The sequence below is a fragment of the Bradyrhizobium pachyrhizi genome (genome assembly GCF_001189245.1).
In the GTDB taxonomy this organism is placed as follows: domain Bacteria; phylum Pseudomonadota; class Alphaproteobacteria; order Rhizobiales; family Xanthobacteraceae; genus Bradyrhizobium; species Bradyrhizobium pachyrhizi.
In genome coordinates this window covers 236,538-259,757 of sequence record NZ_LFIQ01000117.1, presented here as the reverse complement: position 1 = coordinate 259,757, position 23,220 = coordinate 236,538, and the positions used below count along the sequence as shown (strand labels likewise).

Sequence of the window (23,220 nt, the reverse complement as noted above, 5' to 3'; positions counted from 1 at the left end):
ACGTCGACGGCGGCGTGAACCCCGACGTCGTCGGGTCGATTACCGATCTTGCCCGATTGTTCCCGGCGGCCTCGTTCGACGCGATCTGGTGTTCCCATGTCATGGAGCATCTCTATGCCCATGAGGTTCACCCCACATTCGTCCAGTTCCGCCAAGTCCTCAAGCCGGACGGATTCGCACTGATCATGTCTCCTGACCTCGAGGCGGTCGCTCAGCACATGTTGACGCGCGGCCTCGGCGCGATCGCTTATGTCTCGCCGGCAGGTCCGATCCGGCCGTTGGACATGATCTACGGGCATTCCGGCGCGATCGAGCAAGGGCGCCACTACATGGCGCACAAGACCGGCTTTTCGACCGAGCGGATGGGGAACCTGTTGCTCAGCGCCGGCTTCCCGACGGTGTCCGTTCGGAGCGGGAATTTTGAGATCTGCGCATTGGCGCTCATGCCGGAGGCCAGGGATGAGCGGATCAGGCCACAGCTGGAGGCCTGCGGATTCGACTTCCAGGAGACGGTGACCGCAGACTCGTGACTTGTCGATGTTAAACAATGTTATAAGGTTCCCTGGTTAAGTCGCACGAGAACGTGCTCGAAACTGGCTTCGCGGCCTGCCGTGAAACATATCTTTTTCGGGTGACGCACTGAAAATGCTGCGTTAGCGAACTAACAGTGATAAGTTATATCTCGCTGGGGACCGGACCTTGCGCAGTCGAAACTTCGAGGCATCCATGACCAAACACCTCTCGCTCGTCGGCGCACCTTCGGTGGAGGCGCTGCCACCTTCGGGCCTCGCTTGTCTCGTCATCGTGGCAAGACAGCATGGTTTGCATCTGACCCCGTCCCAGCTGATCCACGACAACCTCCTGGGCGATCAGGAAGTCACGCTGGCCGAGCTTTTGAAGTGCGCGAATTCCTCGGGCATGACGGCAAAGGCCGTCACGCTGGACTGGAAGGGCCTGAGCCATCTCAAGAGGGCGCTGCCGGCCATTGTTCGGCTGCGCGACGGCAGCCACATGGTGCTGCTGCGCCTCGAAGGCGACGAGAACAGCTCCCGGGTGGTTCTGCAGGATCCGAATGCGAGCGAGGACGCGCTGCTCGTCATCGATCAACCGCGCTTTGAGGACATCTGGTCGGGCGACGTCGTCATGGCCAAGCGCGACTATGAGATTTCGGACGAGACGCAGCCGTTCAGCTTCGGTTTTGTCGTCGCCCTGGTGTTCCGCGAACGGCGCATCATGCGCGACGTCGCGATCGCGGCGCTGGTCCTGGGCTTCATGGGGCTGGCACCGATCATGTTCTGGAGGCTGCTGTCCGACAAGGTCATTTTCTACAAGGCGTACAATACGTTCTACGTGCTGTGCGTTGCGATGCTGGTGATCATCCTGTTCGAGACGGCGTTCTCGTTCCTGCGGCAATACCTCGTTCAGAGCTTGACGGCACGCCTCGACGTCAAATTGTCGACCTACGTGTTCGAAAAGGTGCTCAATCTGCCGATCGATTATTTCGAGCAGAATCCCGTCGGCCTGATTTCCCGGGACATCCGCGAAGTGTTCCGGATCCGCGGCTTCCTGACCGGGCAGTTGTTCGGGACGGTCCTCGATTCGACGACGCTGATCTTCTTCCTGCCCGTCATGTTCTTCTTCAGCCCGATCATGACGCTGATGGTCCTGGGCTTTGCCGCAATGATCGTGGTCTGGCTCATCCTGATGCTGCCCGTGTACCGGAGGAGCTCCTCGGCGGTTCTTGCCGCCGAAGGCGCGCAGGGGGCGTTTCTGATCCAGAGCCTGAACGGCATGAGGACCATCAAATCGCTGGCGCTCGACACGCGCCAGCGGCACATGTGGGATGTGCTCGTTGCGCGCGCCGCCAAGGCGCGTCTTGCCGAAGGCATGACTGGAAACGCGATCCAGACGCTGGTCCGTCCGCTGGAACGGTTGGCGGTCAGCGCTCCCTATGCACTCGGCGTCTACCTCGCCGTATCGAGCGGCGATCCGGTCTATGTCGGGGCGCTGTTTGCCTTTCTGATGCTGTCGCAGCGTGTTGCCGGCCCGCTGATGAAGATGGCCCAGCTCATCAACCAGTATGACGAGGCGCGCACGGCGGTCACCATCGTCGGCAATCTGGTGAATCAGGCGCCTGAGGAGGGACGCTCCGGCCATGGCGTGCGGGTTCCGTTGAAGGGTCTGATCGAGTTCTCCGGCGTCACGTTCAAGTACAAGGGCGCGGTGTCGCCGGCGCTGAACAATATCTCCTTCGAGATTCCGCTCGGCACGACGCTCGGCGTGATGGGCAAGAGCGGCTCGGGCAAGACCACGATCACGCGGCTGTTGCAGCGCCTGCACTCCGACTATGGCGGGTTGATCAAGGTCGACGGTATCGATGTTCGCGAATACGATGTCGACCATCTGCGGCGCAACGTCGGCGTCGTGCTGCAGGAGAACTTCCTGTTCAGCGGCACGATCCGCGAGAATATTGCTGCGGCAAAGCCGGACGCGACCTTCGACGACGTCGTCAGGGCGGCGCGATTGGCCGGCGCCGAGGAATTCATCGACAAGCTGCCGCGGGGCTACGAGACCTACGTCTACGAGGGCTCCACCAACCTCTCCGGCGGGCAGCGCCAGCGCCTCGCGATCGCGCGCGCGCTGATCGTCAATCCGCCCATCCTGATCCTGGACGAAGCGACCAGCGCGCTCGATGCCGAGAGCGAGACGATCGTGAATGCGAACATTTCGCGGATCGCGCATGGCCGCACGCTGATCATCATCTCGCATCGCCTGTCGTCGCTGACGAAGGCCGACGCGATCCTCGTGCTCAATCGCGGCGTGGTCAACGATATCGGTCGCCACGAGGAACTTCTGGAGCGAAACGACATCTACAGCTCGCTCTGGTACCAGCAGAACACGCATCTTGTTCCGACGGGCCGCAACGACAAGCCTAACTTCAGGAGTCCGACCCTTGTCTCCTAACCAAGCTTCGCTCGCGACCGTTCGCCAGTTCCAGTCCGAAACCGACGCCATCCGCGAGGCGCCCGAGCCGATGATGGCCCGCGCGACGCTGTTCGTGCTGTCGGCGCTGCTGGTATCCATCGTGGCGATCATGTGCCTGACGCGCCTCGATCGTGTGATCACCAGCGTCCGGGGCAAGATCGTTCCGGTCGATCAGATCAACGTGCTGCAGGCCCTGGACCCTTCGATCATCAAGACGATCGATGTTCGGGAAGGCGAGCAGGTCGACGCGGGACAATTGCTTGCGACCCTCGACTCGACCTTCACCGCGGCCGATGTCACCCAGTACAAGCTGCAGATCGCGAGCCTTGAGGCGCAGGTTGCCCGTGACGAGGCCGAATTGTCCGGAAAGCCGCTGTCGTATGGCGACGCCAAGGATGCCGATGCCGCCCGGTACAACGCCTTGCAGAAGGCGCTCTACGACCAGCGCATCGCCCAGTACGGCGCGCAGGTGACCAGCTACGATTCCAAGATCAGCCAGACCGAGGCGACGATCCTGAAGGCGAAGAAGGACGACGAGCGATATGGTCAACGCGCCGAGATCGCCGGCAAGATCGAGGACATGCGCTCGACCCTTGCCGAAAGCGGCAGCGGCTCCAAGCTGAACCTGTATCTGTCGCAGGATACGCGCCTGGAGTTACTGCGTCAGATCGACAACACACACAACACGCTGCTGGAGGCGCAACACCAGCTCGACTCGCTGAGGGCCGATCGCAAGGCCTTCATCGAGCAATGGAACGCGCAGCTGAGCCAGGATCTGGTCACGACGCGCAACAATTTGGATACGTCCCGGGCATCCTACGACAAGGCCATCAAGCATCAGGACCTGGTCCGGTGGACGGCTGCCGAGCCCTCGGTCGTCCTCACCCTCGCCAAGCTCTCGGTCGGATCCGTGCTGAAGCCGGGTGATCCCTTCATCACGCTGATGCCGCTCAAGACGCGGCTCGAGGCGGAGATTCAGGTGTTGTCCCGCGACGTCGGCTTTATCCGGCCGAATGACCCCTGCACGTTGAAGGTCGATGCCTTCAACGCGGCGGAGCACGGCACGGCGCAGGGCAAGATACGCTGGATCAGCGAAGGCGCCTTCACCACTGACGACGACGGAAAGCCCGTCGACGCCTATTACAAGGCGCGATGCTCGGTCGACCAGACCAACTTCACCAATGTTCCGAAGAATTTCCGCCTCATCCCCGGCATGACGCTGCAGGGTGACGTCAATGTCGGCACCCGTTCGGTGGCGATGTATCTGCTCAGCGACATGCTGCGCGGCATGACGGAAGCGATGCGCGAGCCATGATGGAGTCTGCGAGATCCCTGCTCGAGTTGTTCCGCCCCGACTCCTCCCGTTCAGACTCAAAGCAGTTTGAACGGGGACTGGAGGCTTACGAGAACGGGCGATACCTTGAAGCCTTGCGCTTTTGGCGGCTTGCCTCGCGGGCGGGCAACCCGGAGGCGGATTACCGGATCGGGCTGCTCTATGCGAGGAACGAGGGCGTCATCGGCAGCATTCCGGACGCGGTCGCGTGGTATGAACGCGCCGCGCTGAAAGGACATCTGGATGCGCAATTCCAGCTTGGCCTGATCTATCTCAACGGGGTCAAGGCCACGCTCGGACCGAACAGGCCCGAGATGTGGCGGCAATCCACGGCGGCCCGTCTCGGCGACAAGGCGATCAACCTCCACGATCTGGTTTTCCCGAACGGGATCGGCGTGGCCAAGGACGTCGATGCCGCATTCCTCTGGATGTCGGTGGCGGCGGAAGCCGGCAAGGCGGAGGCGCAATCGATTCTCGGCAACATGTACGCCAACGGGCAAGGGTGCGTGCGGGATCACGCTGCTGCCCTGCGCTGGTATCAGGCCGCGGCCGAGCAGAAAGCGGCGTCCGGCGAATTCGCGCTCGGCGATGTGTATTATCAGGGCCGCGGCGTTCCCGTCGATTTCGCGCAGGCCGCGATCTGGTATCACAAGGCCGCCGAGCAGGGACACGTTCGCGCACAGGTTGCGCTGGCTTTCATGTGCCTCAAGGGTACTGGGCTTCCCGAAAATGTCGAAGAGGCCGCACGGCTGTTCCAGAGCGCCGCTGCCCATGACGATACGATCGCGCTCTACAACATTGCACTGCTGCGGTTGAGCGGCAAAGGGGCTGTCAAGGATCTCGACAGGGCCGAGACCGCATTGCGCAAGGCGGCGCGGAAGGACTACCTGCCGGCGGTCCAGGCGCTCGCCGAGTTCTATGCGCTCGGGACTGCCGCCGAGCCGGATCTGCGCGAGGCGGCGTATTGGTACGAGAAGGCGGCCGAGCGCGGCGATACGCAGGCGCAGTTCTTGACCGGACGCTTCTATGCCACCGGCACCGGCGTTCCGCCCAGCATCCGTCAGGCTGCGAAATGGTTCGAGCGTGCGGCGGAGGGCGGCCATGCCACGGCGGCTCACAACATTGCGGTGTTCTATCTCAATGGCAGGGGCGTGGCGCGCGATGTCGCGACTGCGATCAAGTGGTTCGAGCGCGCATCCGAGGGAGGCATTAGCGCCGCAGGCGTGCAACTCGGTCGGCTCTACTCGGCGGGCAACGGCGTGCCGCGCGATCAAGCGCGCGCGGCGGAGTGGCTTAGCAAGGCGGCCGACGGCGGCGATGCCGATGCGAAGATGGCCTATGCGATGTTTCTTATCCAGGATGAACCGTCCGCGGAGCGTCTTGCGCAGGCACGTGCGCTGCTGGCCGACGCTGCCGAGGCCGGCCATCCGTCCGCGGCATTTCAGCTGGGCGGGCTTCACATGGGAAGATCCGGCGGCGCCGTCGATGTTCCGGCCGCAGCCCAATGGTTCAAACGTGCGGCAGGCGCCGGTCACGTCGAAGCCCAGCACACTTTGGCGCTGCTGTATTCCGATCCCAAGAGCGGCCTCAAGGATCCGCAGGCCGCCGCCGGCTGGATCGTCAAGGCTGCGGACGGCGGCAATGCCGCGGCGCAGTTCAAGCTTGCGGTGATGTATTGCACCGGGCAGGGCGTCGAGCAGGACCTGGCCAAGGGCGTCACGTGGTACGAGGCGGCGGCGCGCCAGGGGCACACGACGGCGCAATACAACCTTGCCGTGATGCTCGGCCGGGGACAGGGGCGCGATGCCGATCCGGCGAAGGCGGCCGAATGGTTCGAGGCCGCGGCGAAGCAGGGCATGGTCGAAGCCCAACTCGCGATTGGCGATGCACTGCGCGCCGGCGACGGCGTCGCGCAGGATCGCGATCAGGCGTTGCACTGGTATCGACAAGCGGCACAGCAGAACAACGAAGGCGCGCGACGTCGTCTGCAGGCAATGGGCGAGAGCGTTGGCTGAGATTGTTGGAGGCGAGCTTCGCACGCGGTCGCAGATGCTGAGCCGCGGCTTTGTTTTTAGGCGCGAAGGCGGCGAAGCAGGCAGCTTCGCGTGACAATCTGGGCAGAACTAACGATGGCTTTCATATCGACGACAGAGAGATTGCGTTAATGTGGCCATCGCCAACAAATACTCATTGTGGTTGTGTGAAGTTGACTGATAAGCATCAGGTCACGATCCGGGGCAGGCTCGAACGGCAACGCGATCTCGGGATATCGATCTTCCGCACGGCTGATAAAGAAACTGGAACCAGCGTTAGACGTTGGTAGGAGATTGAGAAGCGATGAACAAGATGGTGGAACGGAGCGTCAGGGATACGAAGGATATGTTGCCCGTTGCCAGTCCGGTTCAGCAGGACGATCAATCGCAGAGCGTATTCCTGGATCCCGATGTCCGCGATCTCCAGTCGGGACCGAGGCTGCGTGGTGCGATCCTGGAGCAGTCCGGGCGAGTGATCTCCGGCTGGATCGTGGATGCGCAATCGCCTGCATCGACCGTTGCGATATCGCTCTTTGTTGCTTCCCACTGTGTCGAAGAGGGACGGACGGGCCGGTCGGTGCCGGCCAGCGTCGGTCCGCACACAGTGATCGGGCGTCCCGGATTTCGCGTCAACCTGTCCACGCCAGGCATGCGCCGTCGTTTGGCTCGCGCCCTGAAAAATACGCTGCTGGAAGGCAAGCCTGTGCAGATCTACCTGCGCATCAGCCTGAACGACGGCGAATATTACGAAATACCGCTGTTCGAGAAACTCGAGTCGAACGAGGTGGTCGTCGCCCTCGGCTTTTCGACCGACGATTACGACGATCTGCTGTTTCCGAACAACGACAAGAAACTGGTTGCCGCCATGGCAGGCGCCGCCTCCGTGAAGGAGGTGCGCTACGTTTGCTTCTACCTGCCGCAATTCCATTCATTCGCGGAGAACGACCGTTGGTGGGGTCCTGGCTTCACCGAATGGACCAACGTCTCCCAGATGCGTCCGCAGTTTCCCACGCACCAGTCTCCGTGGTTGCCCGCGGATCTCGGCTTCTACGACATGAGATTGGTCGAGACTCGCCAGCAACAGGCAGACCTGGCTCGCCGTTACGGCGTTCATGGCTTTTGCTATTACGCCTACTGGTTTCAGGGGCGAAGATTGCTGGAGCGGCCGCTGCGGCTATTGCTGGAGGACGGAGAGCCGAACATTCCGTTCTGCATCTGCTGGGCGAACGAAAACTGGTCACGGCGATGGGATGGTTCTGATACCGAACTCCTGCTCGGTCAGAACCACTCCCTCGAGGATGATGTCCGCTTCATCGACGATATGGCCGATATCTTGCTGGATGATCGCTACATCACGGTCGACGGTCGCAAGATCCTTCTCGTCTACCGTCCCTCGCTGATCCCGGACAAGGAGCGCCTGTTCCAGACCTGGCGTGTGCGTGCAAGGCAACTCGGCATCGGCGAGCTGCTGATTTGCAATGCGATGACCTTCGGCGAGTTTGATCCACGAGAATTCCATTGCGATGCCGCCGTGGAATTCCCGCCCCATACCGTCAATGCGCGGGAGCTGAGCCGGGCGGAGGTCGAGACGCCGCCGGATTTCTCCGGCAAGCTCTACGACTATCTTGAAGCCATGCGCTCGACGCTCGGCAAGGTCTATGAGTTTCCGTTCTTTCCAACCGTGATGCCGCGCTGGGACAACACGCCGCGCAAGGGCTCGCGTGGACATGTGTTCGTCAGATCAAGCCCTGAGGCATTCGAAGTCTGGCTTCGTGAGGCGACCGAGCGGGCGCGCCGGAGTTCTTTCGAACAGCCGATCGTGTTCATCAATTCGTGGAACGAGTGGGCCGAGGGAGCCCACCTGGAGCCGGACTCGCGTTTCGGCCGTGCCTATCTCGACGTCGTCAGACGTGTGTCTGCCGGCGAGTCGATCTCGGCAGAACTGCGCGCGAACTCCGCACTGCTGGACTGCTTGAGCAGGTCGGAGCTCGAGCAGACGATCAAGAGTGCTGCAGTTCATGTCGAAGTACTCGCCAATCTGCAGCGCAATGAAGTCGCGCTCACCGGATTCCAGAGCATTCGCGAGGGCTTGCCGGTCGAAATCGAGGGAGCCATCGCAAGTCCGGATGGCTCCATGTTTGTGATCGAGAACATCAATTCGCAAACGGAGGAGCGCGTGGTGGTGGACCCGCGCTACAGAGTGCTGGTCCGAGGGTGGGTTTTTGCCAAGGATGGCTTCGAGCCCCTGAGAAACCGCATTTCGTTTCTGGTGTTGTCTCCGGAAGGAGAGACGAACGCCGGCAAGAGCGGGTACTGCCTCGTCATCGATTGGCACGAGCGAATGGACGTCACGGAGTATATGAAGGCGACCGCTCGCGAGTGCTGCTTCGGCTTCGAGGTCAGCTTCATGCTTAAGGGACTGCCGGACGGAGAGTACAGGCTTTCGATGCTTGAGGTTGGCGAAGGAGAAAACCTGCTGGTTGGATCAAGCCATTCCCTGGTCGTTCGGCATTGAGTTGAGAGTCCTATGTTAGCCAGCGTGGTGATTGCTTGTTACAAGCACGAGGCCTATCTCGAGCATTGTCTCGAGACGGTTTTCGACCAGACCTATCCCAAACTCGAGCTGATCATCGTCGACGACAATTCGCCGGACAACAGCTTCCAGCTGGCCGAAAGGCTTCTGAAGCGGAAGTCGTTCGCAAAGCGTTTTGCATCATGCAAATTGCTCAAGAATCCCACCAACATGGGAGCGCACTTTACCTGGAATCGCGCGCTGTCCCTTGCAACGGGCGAGATGCTCTTCCTGCTCAATTCGGACGACGCCTTTTCGAAGGAGCGGGTCGAGACATTTGTCGGCCGCCATGGCGCTGAAAAGCTGTTCTTCGGCTTCTCCGCGATCGAACCCATCGACGAGAACGGGAAGTCCATCAAGAGCTTTCAGTTTCCGGCGCGTCTCAGATACGCAACGAGTCAAGCGGTAAGCTCCGATCGCCCACTGTCGTGGTCCTTCCTGGAGTCGCAGATAGCCGCCTCGACGGGAAATTTTGTGTTGAGCGCCGAACTATTGCGGCAGGCTGGGTGGTTCGCGGACCTCAAATATTGTCACGATTGGGAATTCGCGCTGCGAGCGATCACGATCGTCGAGCCGAAATACGTGGAATCCGATCAGTACATGTATCGATTGCATGCGACCAACAGCTTCCGCGGACTAAGTTCGGTGGCCGAAAGCGAAACGCGGGCTTGCATGCAAAGTTATTCGTTGCGCGCGATGACGTCCAAGCCACAGAACGGGACCTGTCTCAGTCCGCTGAACATGGGGGACGCCTTCTACAAGCTGATCAGGAATTACCCGAACTTCCGCTTCTGGATGCGGCAGCTCTACGCGCCTTATCTTGCCGAGCACAGGACCGTGGAGCTGAACCAATGGACGGTCCCGGCTGAATGGCGCTAGCACAACGCGGCTGACGCCAGATCACGGCTGAACAAGCTCACGGCGTCAGCCGCACAACATCGGAGCTAGCAAAGGTTTGGCCTTTGCGTGGATTGGGCGTCTTTCAGGACCTTGCGCAAGGCCTCCAGGCGCTCGGTCTTGCAGGGCAAGGTGGGGACAAGCCATCCGCCTTCGTCGTTTTCGTTCCAGGCATAAATCAGGATCGCAGGAGACTTCATCTCACCCGGCTGGGCAGCTCTCCATTCGATCGAGCGACGCAGATGATCCGACAGCTCCAGCCCGGTCGGCGCAATGAAGAAGTTTTCCATTCCCACGCCCGGGCGCTGCTTGGCTTCCCAGGGCACTGGGCGTTCGATGCGTGGACGGCGGTCCCAGCCGGTCATCACGGTGGGGATGACGGGAAGGCGGCTTTTGGCTAGTTCATTCCAGTCGCGCTCTGCGCCGCGCGTGAGGTCGGCATACGAACCACGGACGCTGCCGTAAACGCCGGCATAGGAGCTGACCGCATCGGCAGTTAGAAAGGCGCCCTGTTCATTGAGCAGTTTCTTGTCGCCGGTGAGCACCAGGTACGGATCTCCGTGTCCCGCGGCCTTTACCCGCGCTCTGAATTGCTCGATCTGGGCTCGAAGGTTCTCGATCCCGCCCCATCGCTTCTCAACGTCGGCAACATGTATGAAGCCGAGAAAATACAGCGGTCTTCCGCCCGCTACTTTCAGGTAGTTGCTGTCGCCCATGAGCTTGACGTGTTCGTCAATCAGCGGGCTTACCTTGTCGTGGGAGCCCCATCGAGGGAACTCGGTAAAGATGCAGTACGAGATCTCGTTCTTGATCGGGCTTTCCCTGAAGACTTTCAGAGCCCTCGACATCGGATCGGCGGAGCCGTAGGCGACAAAGGCCCAGTAGTCGATGCCTGCGAATACGGCCTGCTTGATTTCCTTGTCGATCGTTTGTTGCGTGATCTCCGGAAAGGCAACCTCACTGCGGCTCTTTCCGGTGGTTTCCTTCGCAAAGAATGGAACTCGCCAATGGTACTGCTGGGGAGAGAGCGATGTTTCAACCGCCTTGGTTGGCGTTGATCCGGGAGCATACCAGGCGTCCCACCGGAGCGCGCCCACCAGAGGCCGGTCCGTGCGCGCAGCTACCTGCTTGGCGGCGAGGGCGCGCGTAACCGTATAGCTAAGGGCTCCAGCTGAGCCCAGGGCCAGGAACAATCGTCGTGTCAGCATCTTCGAGCGCTCGCCGTTGTTTTCCCAAACATCCTGTTGATTCTCTTCAAAAACGCCCTAATGATCAACTGACAGTGCGGCTAATGATGGGCCAAACTTTTTCTGCGCGATGAGCTTAGATTGGCTAAAACCAGTCGATGTTGATTGCAACGCACAGGGACCGTGTTTGATGCAGCTGGTTGCATGGGAAAATGAATCTACGGCGATTTGCGATCGCATCCGGAGCAGCCGTGGAGCGCTCAAGATCGTCCTCAAGACCAAGGATGATCCGTTTTTCCTTGCGGATTGGGTGGACCATCACAGGAAGATCGTGGGCGACGCGAACCTGATCATTTTCGACAATGGATCTGCCGACAGCAAGGTCTTGTCGGTTTACGAAGAGCTGGGGCCGGACTTGCTGATCGCGAGCTTCGGCGGATTTCACAACAATCTGCACAATCCCAAAAACTTCGAGGAACTGTACGCCAGCCTGTCGGCTTCTTCCGATTTCCATTGCTTCCTGGATACGGACGAGTTTCTGGCGTTCTATGATGGCGAGCGCTTCACGAGCGACGCTTCGATATTGCGTCACCTGAACGACAATGAAGGTGGTGCGTTTATCCCATCGACCTGGCTGTACAACGCGCCTTCCTATCGCGACAGGATGTTGTGCGGTACCGATTTGGGCACGCTCCGCAATGGCCTCACCTGGGGCAAGCCTTTGATCCGCTCGGCTGCCGCGCCTTTCTCGGGAGAGGTGAATCACAACTGCCAGATCGCCAAGGGAAAGAAGGCGCCCGCGCCGTTGTTCGGATTTTTCCTGCTGCATATGGCGACCTTGTCGCCCGCGCAGAGGATCCGCGCCAATCTGAACAAGCTGATTGCCCGCGGATTCATGCAACGCGGGGACTCCGTCGAGAAAGTGTTGGAACGGGATATATCGCGAGCGACAGAGAACGAGAAGCTGTACGTGACCGAGATCAAGCGGATGCTCTCTCTTCGGGAAGACCGCGGTCCCGAGACGGCTCCCTTGGGAACGGGGTCGATGCGAATTGACCAGTCGGGCAAAGTTGAATTTGCGTCGCCCGCCGAGGAGCGCGTCTTTGCCGAGTTCGCTGCATCCTTCGACGCGCTATGCGCGCAAACGCTGCCTTCCTGAGGTTGGATCCGGCTGCTTTGTCGGGGCATTGCCGCCCTGAACGCTCAGGCGGCAAGCCATGGTGCAACGTCGCCTTCGACGTCGGTCGGGAGAGCTCGCCGGTTAGGACGGCTCTCCGCTGAACGACTGCAATATGGCTTCGGCAGCATCTCTTTTCGCAAGCGGCATGAAGAACGACATGTCGCCGGCCGTCGCAATTTCGCGAGCGATCTCCCTTACGCAGTGATAGGCGGGGCGAGAGCTGAAGTCGTGCATGCCGATGATTGCAGTCGGGCTGCAGTGCAGGACGATCTGGGCGAAGCATGCGACCCTGAAACGACCGTCGACGAGATACAGGTCAGCATCGGCGCTTTGCGGCGTTTTCCAGATGGTCGAGTGATAGTCCGGCCAACGCGGCTTTGTTGACGGGTCAACCGGGAAACCCCAATCGCCGGTCCGTCCGATGTCGATGAACGTCAAATGAGGTTTCGTACGAGCCGAGGCGCAAGCACGATCGACCTGATCCAGCCAGTCCTGTGAGGAATCGATGGACAGTATCGAGTTCGTGACATGCTTTGATGCGATGACCGTACTTCCGCCGGTTCCGAATTCGACGTAATCGCGGCTATTTCTCACAAACGACAAGAACAGTTCCGCTTCTTCCCGCGACATTCTTGGTAGCAATTGAGGTCTCCTCCATGTTGCAGCCCCTGGGACAATTTCTCCTCACCGGGGGCGTTGGACGTGTCTGATGCCAGCACGTCCTTGCATCTTCAGGCCGCGTTGCAGTTCATCAACGCCAACTCATCGACGCCAAGTCATGATCGCCGAGGCCTGCATCCCTGCACCCGATCGGCCGGACATATTCCGGCCGAGAGATGTTCCGCAAGTCCCACGATGGTCGGCGCTGTCACCGTCGCTGATGATCCGCCGTGATCGGCGACTACTGGTTCAGGCCGACGCGCTCCACCTTGTAGCCGCCCTCCAGGATGGCGCGCCACCAGGGTTGCTCGTCGACATACCAGCGCACGGTCTTGGCGATGCCGGTCTCGAAATTCTCCTCGGCGCGCCAGCCGAGCTCGGTCTCGAGCTTGGTGGCGTCGATGGCGTAGCGGCGGTCGTGGCCGGGGCGGTCGGCGACGAAATTGATCAGCCGGCGGCGCGGGCCTGCCGCGGCCGGCACGACCTCGTCGAGCAGGTCGCAGATGCTCTCGACCACGTGCAGGTTGGTGCGCTCGTTGCGGCCGCCGACATTGTAGGTCTCGCCGACCTCGCCGCGCTCCAGCACCAGCGTCAGCGCCTTGGCGTGATCCTCGACGAACAGCCAGTCGCGAATGTTCTTGCCGTCGCCATAGACCGGCAGCGGCTCGCCGGCGAGCCCCTTGATGATCATGTGCGGGATCAGCTTTTCCGGGAAGTGATAGGGGCCGTAATTGTTGGAGCAGTTGGTCACCAGGGTCGGCAGCTCGTAGGTCTCACGCCAGGCCCGCACCAAATGATCGGACGACGCCTTGCTGGCCGAATAGGGCGAGTTCGGCGCATACGCCGTGGTCTCGGTGAACAGCCCTTCGTCGCCGAGCGAACCGAACACCTCGTCGGTCGAGATATGCAGGAAGCGGAAGCGGTCGCGCTTCTCGGGCGAGAGCGAACGCCAGTGGCGCAGCGTCTCCTGCAGGATCGTGAAGGTGCCGACGATGTTGGTCTGGATGAATTCGCCGGGGCCGTCGATCGAGCGGTCGACATGGCTTTCCGCGGCAAGGTTCATCACCGCATCGGGCTGATATTTCTCGAACAGCCGACGCAGGTTCTGCGCCTCGCAGATGCATGCCTTCTCGAAAGTGTAGTTCAGGCTTTCGGCGGCGCGGGGCAGCGAGGCCAGGTTTGCCGCATAGGTCAGCTTGTCGATATTGACGACGCGGGCGTGGGTGTCTCGCAGCAGGTGGCGGACCACGGCGGAGCCGATGAAGCCGGCGCCGCCGGTGACGAAGATCGTCGATCCCTTAAACCGCATGTTTGAATACCTCCGCCGCGCGCGGCTCGCCGTGGAATGAGCGGTAGACCGACAGCAGGTACTCGCCGTAGCTGCTCTTGGCGGTCTTCTGTGCGACCCTCGCGAAGGCTTCGAGCGAGATGTAGCCCTGGCGCAGCGCGATCTCCTCGGGGCAGGCGATGCGCAGGCCCTGACGCTGCTCCAGGATCTGGACGAAATGGCTGGCTTCGACCAGCGAGGAATGGGTGCCGGTGTCGAGCCAGGCAAAGCCGCGGCCGAGCACCTCGACATAGAGGTCGCCGCGTTCGAGATAGGCCTTGTTGACGTCGGTGATCTCGATCTCGCCGCGCGGCGATGGCCTGATGCCCGCCGCGATGTCGACCACATCATTGTCATAGAAGTAGAGGCCGGTGACCGCGACGTTGGATTTCGGCCGCTTCGGCTTCTCTTCGATCGACAATGCCCGGCCGGTGCCGTCCAGCTCGATCACGCCGTACTGTTCAGGCGCGTTCACGACGTAGCCGAACACGGTGGCGCCTTTCTTGCGGATCGAGGCGGACGACAGCATGCTCGGCAGGCCGTGGCCGTAGAAAATGTTATCCCCTAACACAAGGGCAACAGAGTCATCACCGATGAAGTCGCGTCCGACGATGAAGGCGTCGGCAAGGCCCCGCGGGGTCTCCTGCGTGGCATAGGCGAACCGAACACCCATCTCGCTGCCATCGCCGAGCAAGCGCTGGAACAGCGGCTTGTCCTGCGGCGTGGAAATGATCAGGATATCGCGGATTCCGCCCAGCATCAGCGTCGACAGCGGATAGTAGATCATCGGCTTGTCGAACACGGGCAGCAGTTGCTTGGAGACGACTGTCGTCACCGGATAGAGGCGCGAGCCGGTGCCACCGGCAAGGATAATGCCTTTCATGGTCCCTCACAATTTGACTATCAGAACATAACATATAGCGTGCGCTGCACAAGTTTGTTATGAGATGGAAATTAACATTTCAAGCGCGTCAAACTGGAACAAATGTTAGATGAACGTCATCAAGACCGAGCTTCCTGAAGTCCTGATCGTCGAGCCGAAGCTGTTCGGCGACCAGCGCGGCTTCTTCCTCGAGACCTACCAGTCTCCGCGTTATGTCGAGCACGGCATCACGCGTCCGTTCGTGCAAGACAACATGTCCCGCTCGGCCTATGGCGTGCTGCGCGGGCTGCATCTGCAAAACCCGGTCACCCAGGGCAAGCTCGTCTCCGTGCTGCGCGGCAAGGTGCTGGACGTTGCCGTCGACGTGCGCGTCGGCAGTCCGAATTTCGGCAAGCATGTCGCGGTCGAATTGAGCGAGGAGAACCGCCGACAATTATGGGTGCCGCGCGGCTTCGCCCACGGCTTCGTGGTGCTCTCGGAGACCGCCGACTTCTTCTACAAATGCGATGATTTCTACAGCCCCAAGGACGAGCTCTCGATCCGGTGGGATGATCCCGCGATCGGGATCAAATGGGGCGTCGACAAGCCACAGCTGTCGGCCAAGGATGCGGACGCGCCGCTCCTCGCCGACGCCAGCAACCTTCCGACCTATGGACAAATCTGATGCGGATCTTGTTGACGGGAACACGCGGCCAGGTTGGCAGTGCGCTCAAGCCTTTGCTGGAAAGCCACGGCACGATCATCGCGCCACCCACCGCGGAGTTCGATCTGTCGAAGCCGGAGATGCTGACGAGCCAACTTGAGAGTCTGAAGCCCGATCTCATCATCAATCCGGCGGCCTATACCGCCGTCGATCGCGCCGAGGACGAACGCGAGCTGGCGTTCCTGGTCAACGCGAAGGGACCTGAAGCGATCGCCAAATGGGCTGCGGCGAACGGCGTGCCGCTGGTGCATTTCTCCACGGACTACGTCTTCAATGGTTCGGGCGACAGGCCGTGGCGCGAGGACAGCCCGACCGAACCGCTGTCGGTCTACGGCGCCAGCAAGCTTGCCGGCGATGTCGCGATCCAGGCGGCAGGCGGGGCGCATCTGATCGCGCGCACCTCATGGGTTTATGCCGCAAAGGGCACGAATTTCCTGCGCACCATCGCGCGGCTCGCGGGCGAGCGTAAGGAGCTGCGGATCGTGGCCGATCAGATCGGTGCGCCGACCACGGCATCAGCGATCGCCGGTGCGGTCGCCGGCATCGTCCTGCCGAACCTCACCACGTTGCACGATCAGCTCGTGCGCCGGGGAGGTGTCGTCAATCTCGTCTGCGCCGGCGAAACCAGCTGGCATGGCTTCGCAACCGCCATTGTCGGCGGGCTGAGGTCTCGCGGCGTCACGCTGGCGGTCGAGAACATCGCTCCGATCGCAGCGGCCGATTTTCCGACCAAGGCGGTGCGTCCGGGCAATTCGCGGCTGGATCTGTCGCGGCTGAAGGCGCAGTTCGGCGTGGCGATGCCGACCTGGCAGGAAGCGCTGGCGCGCGAACTGGATGCATTTGTCCAGCTTGGCGCGCCCGCCCACGCTTAAGGCGGCTTCGGAAGCGGATGCCGGTGCGCGTGCAGAAAACGCGTCAGACAAGAAGAGAGCCTTGGTCCTGATTTGATCAGAACCAAGGCTCCAGGATCCGGCCGGCGGCTATCGCCGCCGGGCGCGAGCGCTCAACGCGGCCGACCGATGCTGTCGTAGGTGAAGCCGTGTGCGGCCATCTCGTCCGGACGGTAGATGTTGCGCAGGTCGACGACGACCGGATGCTTCATCTCCTGCTTGATGCGCTTGAGATCGAGCGCGCGGAACTGGCGCCACTCGGTCACGATGACAAGCGCATCGGCCTGGCGCGCGCATTCATAGGCATCCTTGCAGTACTCGATTTCGGGCAATTCCTTGCGCGCCTGCTCCATGCCGATGGGATCGTAGGCTCGAACCTTGGCGCCGAAGTCGATCAGGCCGTTGATCAGCGGGATCGAGGGCGCCTCGCGCATGTCGTCCGTATCGGGCTTGAAGGTCAGGCCGAGCACGCCGATGGTCTTGCCGCGCAGCTCGCCGCCGAGCACGTTGGCGACCTTGCGCGCCATCGCGCGCTTGCGGTTGTCGTTCGCGGTCAGCGTGGCCTCGACGATTTTCAGCTGGACGTCGTGGTCGAGCGCGGTCTTGAACAGCGCACGGGTGTCCTTCGGGAAGCAGGAGCCGCCATAGCCGGCGCCGGCATGCAGGAACTTGGTTCCAATCCGGTTGTCGAGCCCGATGCCGCGCGCGACCTCCTGCACGTTCGCCCCGACCCTCTCGGAGAGATCCGCGATCTCGTTGATGAAGGTGATCTTGGTGGCAAGGAAGGCATTCGCGGCGTATTTGATCAATTCAGCCGTGCGTCGCGCGGTATAGAGGATCGGCGCCTGGTTCAGGTAGAGCGGGCGATAGACTTCGCCCATCACCCTCTTGGCCCGATCGTCCTCGGTGCCGACGACGATGCGGTCGGGATGGCGAAAATCCTGGATCGCGGCGCCTTCGCGCAGGAATTCGGGGTTCGACGCGACGGCGAAATCGGCGTCGGGATTGGTTTCGCGGATCAGGCGTTCAACCTCGTCGCCGGTGCCCACGGGCACGGTCGACTTGGTCACCACCACGGTGAACTTCTTGAGCGCCGCGCCGATCTCCTTGGCGGCAGCATAGACGTAGCTCAGGTCCGCATGGCCGTCGCCGCGCCGCGAGGGCGTTCCGACCGCGATGAACACGGCATCGGCGTCCGCGACGGCGCCCGCGAGCTCCGTCGTGAAGGTCAGCCGTCCGGCCGCGGCGTTGGTCTCGACGAGCTTATCGAGGTCAGTTTCGTAGATCGGGATCTTGCCGCGCTTCAGGGCTTCGATCTTGCCGGCGTCCTTGTCGACGCAAACGACCTGGTGGCCGAAATCGGCAAAACACGCTCCGGATACGAGACCTACATATCCCGTTCCAACCATTGCAATCTTCATGAATCCGCTCGTCGATCAGTGTGGAGAGGAGGAGTTAGCACTAGCACAATTGGCGCCGATAACGCCAAGTTTTATAGCGGATAGTTTGTGTTGGAGGTCGGCGGCTTTTTGTGCAAACGGTGATCGCCTCGGTGCAGCTGAGCGCCCGCTGGTCACCTCGGGCGCACCATGGACACATTCTCAACTTGAAATCGACCGACAATCGAGCTGCCGTTTGAGGGTGGACATGAGCATGAAGACGATTGGCAAGCAGAAGCCCTCAGGAGCTGAATACGCGTCGTTGCAAACGCAGTTCTCCAGATCCGATCGCACGACGTTTTCCGGGTTTGTCTATGATCGCGCCGATCTCGGCCGACGCTACACCGTCGACCTGCTCGTCGACGGCGAGCCATACATGTCATCATTGTGTGACGAGTTCGTAACAGAGCTTGCCGACGCCGGGATCGGTGACGCTCGATTTGGCTTTACCTTCAACGTGCAGGATCAGGTCAGCGCGAACGCCGGGATCATTGAGGCAAGGCTGGCAAATATCGGCACTCCCGTCGGTGCTCCAATTCGCTGCGATGTCGCTGCGCCGGAAGCGCGATGGCACCGGATCGGTGATATCGAGTGGGTCGGAGGTCTGCGCTTCGAAGGCTGGCTTGCTCAGGACATCGACGAGGACATCGAAATCCTGATCGCGCAACGTCCGGTGATGACCGTGAAGCCGACCGGGTGGACCAACGTTGCGCGGGGCGGCGAGTTCGGCGTCGGCCGCCGGATCGATTTTCATCTGCCCGAGCATTTTGCGGACGGTCGCATGCGTGGACTATCCGCGCGGACGATTTCGGGACGGAGCCTGATCTCGGAGCCGATTTCCTTCGTCGCTTTCGATCGCGGATTGGAGCAGACGCTCGCGGATCTCGGGCGCTGGGAGAGCGAGCGGCTTCGTGGAGAGCTGTTCGACCGGGTGCTGCCGGCCTCGCTGCCGTTTCACGCCTATCGCGGCTGGAAAGAGCGCTTCTCGCCGACGACGCAATCCGAACAGTCTGATGTTGCATCCGAGGCGGCAGTCGTCCTGATCGGCGATGTCAGGGTGGACGAGAGCATCGAAAGCCTCGAAGCCCAACAGCACTCCGCCTGGTCGGCGGTGTCCCTGCCGGCGCGGGCGTTCAGTCAATTCGATCCAAAAGCAGCGCGCGAGTTTGTCGAGGGCGATGCCGCCGGCGGCGCGTTCTTTGTGTTTTGTCTGAGCGGAACGATCCTCACGCACGACGCCTTGCAGCGCTTCGCCGATCTATTCGCGTCCGAACCCGGCTGCGATCTCGTCTATGGCGACGTCGAAGTTGCTGCGGGCGCCGGCGCTGTCTGGCCGCTGGCGTTTTCGGCGTTCGATCTCGAGCGCGCGCTCGAGCAGGGCTATGGGGCGTATTGTTTTGCGGTGCGCCGGGAACGTGCCCTGGAAGCGCTGCGATCGGCGACGTCGCTCTACGACATCTTCCTCTGCTGCGCGGAGCCGGATCGAACCTATCATCTTCCGGGATCGGTTGCGGCATTGCCGCGGATCGATGCAGCGGCCGCCACCGCCGAACTGGTCGCCGCAAGCAAGGCGTATTTTGCCAGGGCCGGCATCGAGGCCAATGTCGAGCCGCGAAAAGCGGGTCTTCTTCCAGCCGCTCGGGTCAAGCGCGCCGTCGATTGGAACGAGCGCACCACCATCATCATCCCGACCAGAAATCACGCCGAGCTGCTCAAGCGATGCATCGAGACCGTCATGCCAGCGGCAAATGAGACGAACGCCCGGATCCTCGTCGTCGACAACAGCTCGACCGAGCCGGAAACGCTGGACTATCTGGAGAGCCTCTCGCAGGAAATCGACGTCATCTCGGTCGAGGGGCCCTTCAACTTCGCATTCATCAACAACGCCGCCGTCGCTTGCGTCGATACCGAGAACATCTGCTTTCTCAACAATGACGTCGAGGCGCTCGACGACAGCTGGCTGGCGGAGATGCTGTGGCGGCTCGCCGCTCCCGATGTCGGAGCCGTCGGTGCAAAGCTGCTCTGGCCGAGCAGCGTCGTGCAGCACGGTGGAGTGGTGCTGGGGGCCAATTTCTCGGCCGCGCACGCCTTCAACGACCGGATGGATGGTGATCCCGGCTATGGCGATCTGCTTCAGGTGGCGCACGAATGCTCGGCGGTGACGGGCGCGTGCCTCTTGATGCGCAAGCGCGATTTCGTGGCCGTCGGCGGCATGGACGAGATCCGCTTTCCGATCACCTTCAACGATATCGATTTGTGCCTGAAGCTGCGCCAGCTCGGAAAGCGGATCGTGTTCACGCCGGACGCGAAACTCGTTCATCTGGAGTCGGCAAGCCGCGGTCGCGATTCCGCGCCGGATCGCAGGGCACGCTTCAGGCGCGAGTTGTCGATCCTGCGCGCGAAATGGGGAGATGTGCTGCTCGACGATCCCTATTACAGCCCGCTGCTGGGGCTGGATTCGACGCCGTTCTCCTCGCTCGCATGGCCGCCGCGATCATGGAAGCCGCGTGCCAACCTGCCGCCGGTGTCGACCGCTCCTCCGATCGGGTTGTAGCAGGACGTCCTCGACCGCCCAGTCGCGTACGGCAGCAATCGTTGCATCGGCATCAAAGCCTGGCTGCAGCTTCAGGTCCGTGCTGCGGCCACGCCCCGGAGGCGTCGGGCTCCATTCCGTCGCGGCGATCGGCAGCCCGGTTGCCAGTAGCGCTTCCACCAATGGATGACCAAATGCTGGTTCGCCGATGTCGAGAACCAATTTCGTGATGCCGTGACCTTCGATGAGCGTGGCGACGTCGTCGACGGCAATATCGCCGGTGACGATCACATTCGTGCGCTGCATCAGCTTGAGATCGTCGAGCGTACTCCCCAGCACGACGATCTCGATGTCTTCGTCGGCGTCGGCCAGTTGATCGCTCAACGCTCGTATGAAGCGAAATTCCGCGGCGCTGGTGTGCAGGACCAGCAGGCCGAGACGCGCGGGGCCGCTCACCTCGGGATACAGCGCCGGCGGCACGGGCGGGTCGCTCAGCCTCACGACTTGCAGGCCGAGAACGGCTTCCGAAAAGGCTGCGCCGTCGTCATCGATCGCAGTCACGCGCCGCGCTTCGGCGACCAGGCTTGTCCAGTCCGGATGAACGCCCGATCCGACCGCCGCGCGCATTGCAAGCGCGGTGTCGGTGATCAGGAGGTCGTAGGCAAAGTGTTGCGTGAGCTGCGCCAGACATGCGCCGGGAATGCGGTTCGGCTCCGCAATCTCGAGCGACCGGATTCCGAGATCGGCGAGAAACCTCAGAAGAGCTTCGCGATCCTCAGGCGTCGCAACGTCGAGTGCGATCGACTGCGGCGCTCCGCCATCCGGATCAAACACCGTAGCCAGCTGGCGTTGTCCCTCGGAGCGGATCTGCACGACCAGACCGTGCTGATCCTCTGCAGTCAGCTGCCGGCAGCGCCTGATGGCGATTGCGCGGCCGGCCGACGAGCCGCAGAGGATGACAGATGGGCCGGCGGCGACCTGCTGGCTCGCGAGCAGCTTGAGCTCAAGTGCCGCGCGGCAATCGCGGAGTGGATCGGCAAGCAGGAATGCGGCGCAGTCCGTCGCATAGCGCCGGTAACGGTGTTCGAGAACGCGAAGATTTCGCATCACGAGCGAACGCTTCTCGCCCAGAAACGAGCGCGAGCCCTCGTGTCCGACAAAGACCGAAGGAATGCAGACGTTGCGGAAGCCGGCCTCCGCCGCGCGCAGGCAGAAGTCGACGTCTTCGAGATAGCCGCGATAGAAGTCGTCGGAGAGCTCGCGCACGGCGTCGAGGCATTCGCGGGTAATGTAGAGGCAGAACCCGATGCCGTTGGGGATGTCGATCGCAATCCCGGAATTGGCTCTGCCTGCAAGTTCGCCCAGCAATTCGATTTCGCCGGCCGCGGGCAGGGGATTTGACCGGTTCGGGATTGGAAAACTGGTGTATTCGCCGTTGTTCGACAGCGGGGTCGCCGTGCCCACCCTCGGCGTCGATTGCACCGCGCTGCGCAGGCGTTGCAGCGCGTATTTCGGCACGATCGTGTCCGAGTTCAGCAGCACGACGTCGCCGGCGCCGGTCTCGCCGAGCGCGCGGTTGACCGCACCGACAAAGCCGAGATTGTGCTCGTTGGTCAGGAGCCGGATGCGGAATTCGGCGGCGAGCTCGTTGAGCAGGCGCTTGATGTCGGGCTCGGGCGACGCATCGTCCACGACGACGATGGTCGAGCCCGGCGTGCAGGCGAGCGCATTCAACGCGCTGTCGATGCAGGCTCGCGTTGCGGCGAGATCCCCATATACCGGGATGATGATGGTGAGCGGAGAAGGTTCGCCGTTTCGAAGGCGAGCCGGCCGGCGTGGTGCGGCCCGGTGATCCGGAACGCGGTTGGCCGGGAGTTGAACACTTGCGATCACCCGGTCCGCCTGCGTGATCTGCAGGCGCTGCGAGGTCGCGGACGCGGGCCGGATCAGACGGAAGCTCGCAGCCTGTCGCCCGTCACGCGCGAATCTGTGGCGTGGATCGGCGGGAAGCTGGATCGTGCTGGATTGATCCGCCTGCGCCAGCGAAAGGTGCGGGTCGCCCGGCCCGCGCCACGTCACCCATCCCTTCACCTCTTCGTCCAGAAAGTCGATGCGGGCGCAGCTGTCCTGGCCGCTCTGTTCGAGCAGCAGCAGGGCGGCCCTGACCGAATCCGGATCGTCGTCACGCCGCGTGACGCTTCGCGCCGCCTCGATCTGCTGAAGGTCGTCGCCCCAAGCCATCATTCGCCGGGCAGCGACCAGATCGTCCGGCTCGAGCTCGAGCGCCCTCGCGACGCCGGCGATGGCCGCATCCCTGAGGTCGAGATGAAACAGCGCTTCCGCGCGCAGCAGATGGGCGCGGGCGCCCGGATGCGGCAGGATCCGGCAGCGGCGGTCGGCGAGCGCGAACGCCAGGCGGAAATCACGCGCCTCGAGCGCCCCGACAGCGGCCCGCTCGAGATCGACGTGGTGGAGCGTTTTGGACGTAAAGGCGATCCTGCGCGCGTCGGCGGTCAAGTGGCGCCCTTATCTGCCCGCATGGTCAGCCTGCCGTCTTGACGGCGCCCTGCCGGCTCCGGAACACGCGCACCCGTCCCT

Annotated in this window: 16 protein-coding genes; 10 read left to right on the top strand and 6 right to left on the bottom strand. The window is 62.0% G+C overall.

Translation table 11 applies throughout. The annotated features are described in order from the left end of the window. From AKL29_RS33020 to AKL29_RS32995, 6 genes are all read left to right on the top strand, one after another. On the top strand, positions 1–530 hold a 530-nt coding region (locus AKL29_RS33020; RefSeq protein ID WP_244482551.1), incomplete at its 5' end, for a class I SAM-dependent methyltransferase. A gap of 196 nt (positions 531–726) precedes the next feature. After that, positions 727–2,964, top strand: coding sequence for a peptidase domain-containing ABC transporter (locus AKL29_RS33015; protein ID WP_050387063.1), 2,238 nt, complete (start codon positions 727–729; stop codon positions 2,962–2,964). Then, positions 2,954–4,300, top strand: a complete 1,347-nt coding sequence (locus AKL29_RS33010; protein ID WP_050387062.1) for an HlyD family type I secretion periplasmic adaptor subunit — start codon at positions 2,954–2,956, stop codon at positions 4,298–4,300. The genes AKL29_RS33015 and AKL29_RS33010 overlap by 11 nt, the downstream gene beginning before the upstream one ends. Next, on the top strand, positions 4,300–6,333 hold the full coding sequence (locus AKL29_RS33005) for an SEL1-like repeat protein (RefSeq protein WP_050387061.1): 2,034 nt from the start codon (positions 4,300–4,302) through the stop codon (positions 6,331–6,333). Before AKL29_RS33010 ends, AKL29_RS33005 begins: the two co-directional genes overlap by 1 nt. Before the next feature lie 322 nt (positions 6,334–6,655). Beyond that, positions 6,656–8,866, top strand: a complete 2,211-nt coding sequence (locus AKL29_RS33000; RefSeq protein ID WP_050387060.1) for a glycosyltransferase WbsX family protein — start codon at positions 6,656–6,658, stop codon at positions 8,864–8,866. A 12-nt stretch (positions 8,867–8,878) separates the two neighbouring features. Beyond that, positions 8,879–9,802 (top strand): glycosyltransferase family 2 protein, encoded by a 924-nt coding sequence (locus tag AKL29_RS32995; protein ID WP_028331581.1) that lies wholly within the window; start codon positions 8,879–8,881, stop codon positions 9,800–9,802. Positions 9,803–9,867: 65 nt separating this feature from the next. Here AKL29_RS32995 and AKL29_RS32990 read toward each other — a convergent pair whose 3' ends face one another. Further along, the gene (locus AKL29_RS32990) at positions 9,868–11,028 is read right to left on the bottom strand and encodes a glycoside hydrolase family 71/99 protein (RefSeq protein WP_050387059.1); all 1,161 of its coding nucleotides are present in this window, start codon (positions 11,026–11,028) and stop codon (positions 9,868–9,870) included. Between the two features lie 169 nt (positions 11,029–11,197). Between AKL29_RS32990 and AKL29_RS32985 the strand changes: the two genes are divergently transcribed. Beyond that, positions 11,198–12,166, top strand: coding sequence for a hypothetical protein (locus AKL29_RS32985; protein ID WP_028331579.1), 969 nt, complete (start codon positions 11,198–11,200; stop codon positions 12,164–12,166). Positions 12,167–12,268: 102 nt separating this feature from the next. Here AKL29_RS32985 and AKL29_RS32980 read toward each other — a convergent pair whose 3' ends face one another. The 3 genes from AKL29_RS32980 to rfbA form a co-directional block, all read right to left on the bottom strand. Continuing rightward, entirely contained in the window at positions 12,269–12,817 is a 549-nt protein-coding gene (locus tag AKL29_RS32980; protein WP_050387058.1) for a hypothetical protein, read from the bottom strand. Positions 12,818–13,088: 271 nt separating this feature from the next. Further along, on the bottom strand, positions 13,089–14,156 hold the full coding sequence (gene rfbB, locus AKL29_RS32975; RefSeq protein ID WP_028331577.1) for a dTDP-glucose 4,6-dehydratase: 1,068 nt from the start codon (positions 14,154–14,156) through the stop codon (positions 13,089–13,091). Continuing rightward, positions 14,146–15,057: a glucose-1-phosphate thymidylyltransferase RfbA gene (gene rfbA / locus AKL29_RS32970; RefSeq protein ID WP_018270712.1), complete on the bottom strand. Its 912-nt coding sequence runs from the start codon at positions 15,055–15,057 to the stop codon at positions 14,146–14,148. The genes rfbB and rfbA overlap by 11 nt, the downstream gene beginning before the upstream one ends. Before the next feature lie 109 nt (positions 15,058–15,166). Here rfbA and rfbC point away from each other — a divergent pair, with 109 nt between their 5' ends. Next, positions 15,167–15,721, top strand: coding sequence for a dTDP-4-dehydrorhamnose 3,5-epimerase (gene rfbC, locus AKL29_RS32965; RefSeq protein WP_050387057.1), 555 nt, complete (start codon positions 15,167–15,169; stop codon positions 15,719–15,721). Beyond that, positions 15,721–16,632 (top strand): dTDP-4-dehydrorhamnose reductase, encoded by a 912-nt coding sequence (rfbD, locus tag AKL29_RS32960; protein WP_050387056.1) that lies wholly within the window; start codon positions 15,721–15,723, stop codon positions 16,630–16,632. Before rfbC ends, rfbD begins: the two co-directional genes overlap by 1 nt. 131 nt (positions 16,633–16,763) lie before the next feature. Here rfbD and AKL29_RS32955 read toward each other — a convergent pair whose 3' ends face one another. Continuing rightward, positions 16,764–18,071, bottom strand: coding sequence for a UDP-glucose dehydrogenase family protein (locus AKL29_RS32955; protein ID WP_028331574.1), 1,308 nt, complete (start codon positions 18,069–18,071; stop codon positions 16,764–16,766). 232 nt (positions 18,072–18,303) lie between these two features. On the opposite strand from AKL29_RS32955, the gene AKL29_RS32950 reads away from it, so the two are divergent. Then, positions 18,304–20,643 (top strand): glycosyltransferase family 2 protein, encoded by a 2,340-nt coding sequence (locus AKL29_RS32950; protein ID WP_244482549.1) that lies wholly within the window; start codon positions 18,304–18,306, stop codon positions 20,641–20,643. Here the strand turns inward: AKL29_RS32950 and AKL29_RS32945 are convergent. Continuing rightward, the gene (locus AKL29_RS32945) at positions 20,584–22,863 is read right to left on the bottom strand and encodes a glycosyltransferase family 2 protein (protein WP_244482570.1); all 2,280 of its coding nucleotides are present in this window, start codon (positions 22,861–22,863) and stop codon (positions 20,584–20,586) included. The two genes, AKL29_RS32950 and AKL29_RS32945, sit on opposite strands and share 60 nt — an antisense overlap. Positions 22,864–23,220 lie beyond the last annotated feature (357 nt).